At 70.3% G+C, this 7,382-nt stretch carries 5 protein-coding genes; 2 read left to right on the forward strand and 3 right to left on the reverse strand.

Translation table 11 applies throughout. The features are described from left to right. Positions 1 to 503 precede the first annotated feature (503 nt). Together AB0M83_RS48000 and AB0M83_RS48005 are read left to right on the forward strand one after the other, a co-directional pair. On the forward strand, positions 504 to 1,739 hold the full coding sequence (locus AB0M83_RS48000) for a glucuronyl hydrolase (protein WP_364529359.1): 1,236 nt from the start codon (positions 504 to 506) through the stop codon (positions 1,737 to 1,739). 232 nt (positions 1,740 to 1,971) lie between these two features. Next, positions 1,972 to 2,988: an autoinducer 2 ABC transporter substrate-binding protein gene (locus AB0M83_RS48005; protein WP_364529362.1), complete on the forward strand. Its 1,017-nt coding sequence runs from the start codon at positions 1,972 to 1,974 to the stop codon at positions 2,986 to 2,988. Here AB0M83_RS48005 and AB0M83_RS48010 read toward each other — a convergent pair. The 3 genes from AB0M83_RS48010 to AB0M83_RS48020 form a co-directional block, all read right to left on the reverse strand. After that, positions 2,985 to 4,547, reverse strand: coding sequence for an esterase-like activity of phytase family protein (locus AB0M83_RS48010; RefSeq protein WP_364529365.1), 1,563 nt, complete (start codon positions 4,545 to 4,547; stop codon positions 2,985 to 2,987). The two genes, AB0M83_RS48005 and AB0M83_RS48010, sit on opposite strands and share 4 nt — an antisense overlap. Before the next feature lie 295 nt (positions 4,548 to 4,842). Then, on the reverse strand, positions 4,843 to 6,141 hold the full coding sequence (locus AB0M83_RS48015; RefSeq protein WP_364529368.1) for a hypothetical protein: 1,299 nt from the start codon (positions 6,139 to 6,141) through the stop codon (positions 4,843 to 4,845). Then, positions 6,138 to 6,902 (reverse strand): hypothetical protein, encoded by a 765-nt coding sequence (locus AB0M83_RS48020; RefSeq protein WP_364529370.1) that lies wholly within the window; start codon positions 6,900 to 6,902, stop codon positions 6,138 to 6,140. Before AB0M83_RS48020 ends, AB0M83_RS48015 begins: the two co-directional genes overlap by 4 nt. Positions 6,903 to 7,382 lie beyond the last annotated feature (480 nt).

A 7,382-nucleotide genomic window follows, 5' to 3' on the forward strand; every position in this document is an offset into this window, starting at 1 on the left:
TGTTCAGTCGGGTTCGAACCCGACTGAACACTCACGACCAGCCGCGGGAGGGCGCTGGCGGCGGATCCGGGCCCGATGCAGTGAATGACTCATTCCTGGCGCCGGACGCCAGGAATGAGTCATTCACTGCGATCACGGCGCCCGGAGTTCAGATCGCGGGGCCGGACGCCGCGGCCCGGACAAACGTCCTGAATGAGTCATTCAGGACCTCCCAAGACCTGAATGACTCATTCAAGACGTTCGAATCCGGCCGCGGCGGTCGAGGTGACCTTCTGTCCTGGCGGAGGCGATCCGCGGCGGGCAGGCTGCTGAACGCAACTTCGCTGGGACCCCGGCACCGGGCGCGAGGAAAGAGCCGTTCATCGCATCCCCGCCGATATCCCGGCGAGCGGAACATCAATTCACAACCGTGAACAACTATCCGCCGGGTGTACAAGCGCCACTCCGTTGTGAAAAACTTCCGGGCACCTGGAACATTTCCCCACACGGAATGGCGGGCACCTGTGAGCGTTACCCGGAGAACCCTGCTGACCACCGCGGCCGGCGCCGCGGTGGCGGCGAGCACCAGCACCTCCACGGCCGCGGCCGCAAGCACTTCAACCACCCTTGACCAGGCATCCGTCACCCGGACGCTCCGCCAATCGGCCGACTACGCGGTGGCCAAGCTCCGCGCGGTCGCCCCCGGCGTCACCGCGTTTCCGGTCGGCACGAAGTTCGAGAAATGGACCTATTCGCAGAATGGCGACTGGGTCGGGGGATTCTGGCCCGGCCAGTTGTGGCTGGCCTGGCTACACAGCGGTGACGAACAATTCAAGTCCCTCGCGCTGGCGTCCGCGGAAAAACTCGCGCCGCGCCAGAACGACACCGGTACGCACGATCTCGGTTTCCTCTTCTACCCGTCGTGGGTGACCGCGTGGCGGCTCACCGGGGACGACAAGTGGCGGGCGGGCGCGGTGCAGGCCGCGTCGTCGCTGATCAAGCGGTACAACCCGGCCGGGAGGTTCATTCGCGCCTGGGGTGCGCTGAGCGACCCGAAGGACGCTGGCCGCGTCATCATGGACACGATGATGAACCTCGATCTGCTGGCCTTCGCGAGCAAGCAGACGGGCGATCCGCGGTACCTCGAAATCGCCGTGGCGCACGCGAAGACCGCGCAGGAGAACTTCGTCCGCCCGGACGGGTCGACCCCGCACGTCTTCGACTTCGACCCGGTCACCGGCGCGCCGGTCGGGCCCGGCACCGTGCAGGGCTACAGCCCGGCGTCGTGCTGGTCGCGCGGGCAGGCGTGGGGCGTCTACGGGTTCACGACGATCCACCGCCGCACCGGTGACGCCGAGTTCCTGGCCACCGCCCGGAAACTCGCGGACTTCGCGCTGGCCCACCTGACGCCCGACCACGTGCCGGTGTGGGACTACCTCGCGCCGCAGGCCCCGAACGACATCAAGGACGCCTCCGCCGGCGTCATCATGGCCTGCGGTCTACTCGACCTCGCGGAGATCACCCACCGTCCGCAGTACCGGGAGAGCGCGCTGCGGATCCTTTCGGCGATCTCACAGACGTGCCTCACGACCAAGTCCACCCGGGCCGAGGCGAGCGTCGCGCGCTGCACCCGCAACCGGCCGGCCGAGGACGGCATCGAGGTGTCGCTCCCCTACGCCGACTACTACCTGCTGGAAGGCATCCTGCGGGTGCTCGACCGGCAGAAGGTCGACCGCGCCGTCGACCTCTCCGGCGTCTGACGCAGGCGCCAAGGGAGGCCGCCACCTCCCTCGGTGGCCTTTAGTCACACAGAAATTACTTTCCGTGGTCGATACCGTCGACCAGGCGAATCCCGCCAGAAATCCACGGAGTAGAACTCGCTTCCGTAACCCTTTGCGCACATCCCGTTGACCACCGTTACGCGGAGCCCTACCTTCCCCTTTGGTCTCCACCATGCGCAGACCGTTCGAGAGTCCTGAGGAATGGGTGGGGATGCGAGGGCCGACTAAGACGTCCCGGCTGGTCGCGACGCTGCTGCTGGGTGCGGCGCTCGCGCTCGGCGGCTGCTCGGAACAGCTGGGCAGCGCCCCCGCGCCGGCCGCGACGCGGATCGCGTTCGTGCCCAAGATCGACGGCATCCCGTACTTCCAGGCGATGAACGCCGGCGGCCTCGAAGCGGCGAAGCAGCTGGGCGTGCAGTGGTCCACGGTCGGCCCGAAGACCGTCGACCCCGCCGCGCAGGTCACCATCATGCGCCAGCTCATCGCGCAGAAGTTCGACGTCATCGTCGTCGCGCCGAACGACCCCGCCGCGCTCGCCCCGGCCATCGCGGAGGCGCGGGCGAAGGGCATCCACGTGCTCACATCGGACACCGACGCGCCCGGCACGCAACGCGAGGTGTTCGTCAACCAGGCCAGCGCCGAAGGCATCGGCGCCGCGCTCACCGACGCGCTGATGAAGCGGACCGGCGGCACCGGCAAGTACGCGATCGTCTCGTGCGGCCCGGCCGCGGCGAACCTCAACACCTGGATCTCGGTGCAGAAGGAGTACACGGCCACGCACTACCCGAAGGCGCAGGTCGTCGAGACCGTGTACGCGGGTGAGGACCAGGACACCGCGGCGAACCTGGCCAAGCAGCTGATGGCGCGCCACCCGGACCTCACCGGCCTGGTCGGCGAGTGCACGACGTCCGCGCCCGGCGTCGCGAAGGCGGTCCGCGAGCAGCAGAAGATCGGGCAGGTGTTCACCGTCGGTGTCGGGACGCCGCAGTCGATCAAGCCGTTCCTGCTCGACGGCTCGTGCTCGGAGTCGGTGCTGTGGAACGTCGAGTCGCTCGGCTGGCTGACCGCGTGGACGGCGAAGCAGGTCGCCGACGGCAAGCCGCTGAGCGCGTTCAACAAGGTGAGCCTGGAGTTGCCGGCGGTGAAGTACGACGCTGCGTCGAAGACGGTCCTGCTGGGCGATCCCCTGCTCATCACCGCCGACAACGTCGACCAGTTCAAGTACTAGCGCACGTCGATCGTCACCGTCGCGGTGCTCGTCGCCGCCGGGAGCTTCGTCGTGTCGACCACGAGGTACTCGCCGTCGTCCTGGCGGCCGTCCGGCAGCGTCTTCGGGTGCAGCGCGTACGGCGGCGCCGCGTTCGTCACGCCGTCGATGCCGAAGTCGTTGTCGTTGCCGATCACGACCGTGCGGCCGCCATCGGTCGTCGCGACGCCCTCGACCTTGTCGTGCCCGAAGAAGCCGCCGCTCGGGTCCAGGCCGGTGACCAGGGCGCCGAGGTCGAGGGACAGCTTCTTGGCCACCGGCCGGATCCCGGCGGCGGCGAGGTCCTTCGTCGCTTCGGCGGTGGTGTCCTTGCCGACGTAGGCGTCGATGCTCTTCCCGCCGACGAGCAGGCCACCCTTGAGGGCGTCGTACCCCGCGGCCCGCGGGCCGACGTCGGTGGCACCGGCCAGGTCGATCTCGTAGAGCTTCTTGTACGCGCCGGGCTCCATTTTGCCGTCGCGCTCGTCCACCAGGAAGCGCGTCGCCGAGAGCGCGGTGATCTCGCTGACCGCGGTGCCGGTGGTGTCCGGGTCGTCGAGCAGGTACAGGTACTCGTGGGTGGCGCGGGTGCGCAGGTCGACGGTGACGATCCGCAGCGTGGTGACGTTGCCCGGCTTCTTCGTCAGGTCGGGCTGCTGCAGCGCCGACTGCATGACGCCGACGAGCGTCCGGCCGTCCGGGGTCAGCGCGAGGCCTTCCATGCCCTTGTTGGGCACGCGGTACTTCAGCTCGGCGGGCAGCGAGCCGTCGAAGGGCGAGAGCCGCTCGAGCGCGCGGCCGTCGCGGCCGAAGTGGGTGATGAACGGGCCGTACTCGTCGGAGACCCAGAAGGTGCCGTCCTGCTGCGCGACGAGGCCTTCGGAGTCGTAGCCGTTCGCCGACTTCGGCAGGACGTTCCCGGTCAGGTCGACGATCTTCTCGCCGGTGTCGGCGAGCGGGCTGACCTGGCCGTTGTAGGGGGTGCCGTCCTGGGCGCGCAACGGGATGGTCTTCTCCAGCACGGCCTTCCCGGCGCGGAGCCGGAACTTCCCGATGGCGGGGGTGAACGCCGGTAGCGGTTCGATCTTGCCGCCGTCGGGGGCGTCGACGTTCGGGCCGCGGTCGGTGAGGCCGTAGAACTCGTTCTTTTCGCCGGGTACGGGGGTGAGCGCGGAGCCGTACGCGCCGCCTTTGAGCTGGACACCGCCGATGGTGGCGAGGGGTTTCAGGCTGGTCGGGTAGAGCTTGACGGCGTCGGAAACGGTGTAGGTGAAGGAATCCCGGCCGGTGAAGCCGGGCGCGGGGGTGTAGCGGAGGGTGCCGTCGGCGGCGAGGTCGACGCTCCCGTGCGCGGCGGCGGTGTGCCGGACGACGGCGGTGCCGCGGTCGTTGCCGAGCAGACCGGCGGTCAGGGTCCGCCCGGCGTGGGTGCGGAGGTGGTCGTCCTCGGCCCGCGGCCCGTGGTCGTGCGCTTCCGCCGGACCGGCGGCCAGCGGCAGTGCCAGCACCCCGGCGACCAGGGCCAGTCTTACCCGCTTCATCCCGTTTCTCCTTCTCCGGCGCGTGAATCGCGCCGGAGGGAGTCTTCGTGGCCGAAGTGGACGGGGGCTGGCTTCGAGGAGGCCGGGGCGTTAACGGTGGCGCCGGAGGGTGTGGCGGTCGCCTCGCCCGGGCGGATCGGCGGTTGCCCGCCCGAGCAGACCGACGCGGCGGGGTCGGGGCGATCCCGGCCAAGCTGCGGCGCGACGGCCCAACCCTGCGGTCAGCGGGTCTGCCGCGGCTGGTCGTGAGCGGGAAACAGGGTTGGAACTCTGTTTCCCACTCACGACCCCGGGGTCAGCGGTGCCGGCGGACGTGTCCCACCGCTGCACCGCCGCCCAGGACCAGGATCAGCGCCGTCAGGCCCCAGCGGCGTTTCTCCTGCGTCTTCACCGCCGTGCCCTCGACCACCGGCTCCGGCTTCTCCGTCGGCTGGGCGTGCCGCTTCGACGGGGGCGGGGCCGGGGGCGGCTCCACGGCCCTCGGCGTGGGCGTGACCACCGGGGCCGCGGTGGGTGCCGGGGTCGGGGCCGGCGCCACCGCCTGCTCGACCGGTGGCGGCCGCGGCGGTGGCGGAGGCTCCGGTGTGGTCGGCGTCGGCGAAGGCGGCGGCGAATTCGGAGGTATCGAGGGAGGCGGCGACGAATTCGGCGGAACGGAAGGAGCCGGGGATTCCGAGGTGGTCGTGGGAGGAGGCGGGAGCGGCGGAGGCGGCGCGGCCTCGGCGATGCACCCGGCCGCGTCCCCGCTCACCAGCGCCGGCCCGGTCGACACTTCCACCGCCGGGCCCGAACCGTCCCGCGCCAACCGGTACGTCACGCTCCGGTGCCCGTCCCGGTTCGCGGTCGCGTAGATCGCTTCCGGTGCGAGCACCACCGACCCGTACGCACCCCCGCGCGGGAAGCGCAGCCCCGGCACCACGGCGACCTTCCCCGTCGACGGGTCCAGCGTCACCACCGAATTGTCCCCGCGCGACGTCGTCGACACCCCGTACAACAGGCCCGACGACGAGTCGTACGCGAAGTCGTCCACCCCCACCGCGAGCGACACCGGCCGCAACGGCGTCCGGCGCACCACCCGCACGTAGTCCGCGGACGCCGGGTCGACGTCCACTGTGTACAGATCGCTGTCCTGCCGCACGTACCAGCGGTTCCCGGCGATCGCGCCCGCCGTCGCTCCGGTGACCCGGCTCCACACCGGACGCTGCGCGCCCGCGCGGCCGACCACGCCGAGGTCCGTCACCGCGCCCGACGCGTCGATGCGCACCGCGTGCGCACCGTGCTCGTAGCGCCCGCGGCGCGTCCCGTCGGCGACGCCGTACACCACGCCCTGCGTCGCCGAATACCCCATCGCGTTGATCCAGTATCCCACCTGGGTCAGGCGTTTCGTCGCGCCGTCGGGCAGGGACAGCAGCCGCAACGTCGTCGGCGCACCGTCGCGTTCGTTCTCCGCCTGCAGGATCGTGCAGGTCTCCTGGGCCTGGGCCGCCGGACGGCGAGACGACGCGGGCGCGAGCCAGCCCGTCGCCGCCAGCACGGCCGAGACCGCCGCGGCCACGCCGAGCATCGCCGCCCAGCGGGCCCTCTTGCCGGTCAAGCCAGCCTTTCCAGCGCGCCGGAGAACGCCTCCGGCGAGATCCTCGCGCCCCCGCTGAACGGGTTCTGCAGCTGGTAGATGGCGAACAGCAGCAACGTGATCGTGCCGGCCAGGGTGGAGACGATGATGACGTGCGCGGCCAGCCGCGTGCCGCCGAACAGGTTGGGCAGCAGGATCGCCGTGATCAGGCTGCCGAGGATCAGCGCGAACCAGACGACCGCCCCGACCCCGCCGCCGCCCGCGTTGTTCAGCCGCTGGGTGCGGGCCTGGTAGACCGCCCAGAGCTGGTTGCTCGCCTCGGTCTTGCGGTCGATCTGCCAGTCGCCGTCGACCTCGGCGGCCGCGACGGCCTGGCGCATCTGGTCCAGCTGTGTCCAGCCCGTGGCCGGGATTTCACCGCCGTCGCTCAGGCGTGGCCACTCCTGCTGCTCGACGGTCCGCGCGTAGGCGACGGCGAGCTGGTGCACGCGGTCCTTCGTTTCGGCCGGCAGCGCGTCGGCCGCCCACGTCGCCGCGATCAGGCTGTCCGCTTCGGTCTGCGCGTCCTGGGTCGCGCCGCCGACCGAGTCGAACAGCGAGATGAGGACGAACGCGACCAGCACGGCGTGCAGCCCGCCGACGATGGTGAACACCTGGCCCGCCGCGTCGTTGTTGTCCGGCCGGCCCTCGTCCCAGCCGAAGCGACGCACCAGGTACGCGACCACGCCCCCGACGAGGGCCGCGCCGGCCACCCAGAGCCCGCCGGCCACGAAGATGTTCATCCACGTCCTTTCCCATGAGACGGATTCACCGCCGGATCGCCCAAGTTAGCCACCCATTTCCGGGCGGACAACCGATTATTGTTCGATTCATCCGAGTGGCCTCACCCAGGCCGTGACCATAGCCGGTTCGGCGCAGTTCACCGACGCCGGGGCGCCCCGTACCACTCCCCACCGCGACGACGCTTCCCCTTACGAGCCAGGAACTTTCCCAACCGGGTGACAGCCTGGAACAGCGAGTGATGTCCAGGGCGACACAATGTCCGAAATGGTCGAGCGTCGAACAGGTGGTTCTCCGGCGGGACCCGATCGTGTCATTGTGCACGCGGGGGCCGTTGCTATGTTGATTCTTCGTTGCCAGTCTTCGGCAATCCCGGCCTACGAATGAATTGGGTGGTTCTCGCTGTGACTGTCACCGACCCGGTGGACACCGACCAGGCACCGCTGAGCCTCGGACGGGCCGCGGCCCGCACCCTGGCCACG

It is taken from the genome of Amycolatopsis sp. NPDC051106, assembly GCF_040682775.1.
Lineage (GTDB): Bacteria > Actinomycetota > Actinomycetes > Mycobacteriales > Pseudonocardiaceae > Amycolatopsis.

Excerpts from the sequence above, each read along its gene's own strand:
- AB0M83_RS48005 (WP_364529362.1), top strand. The coding sequence starts at position 1,972 with ATGCGAGGGCCGACTAAGACGTCCCGGCTGGTCGCGACGCTGCTGCTG.
- AB0M83_RS48020 (WP_364529370.1), bottom strand. The coding sequence starts at position 6,902 with ATGAACATCTTCGTGGCCGGCGGGCTCTGGGTGGCCGGCGCGGCCCTC.
- AB0M83_RS48010 (WP_364529365.1), bottom strand. The coding sequence starts at position 4,547 with ATGAAGCGGGTAAGACTGGCCCTGGTCGCCGGGGTGCTGGCACTGCCG.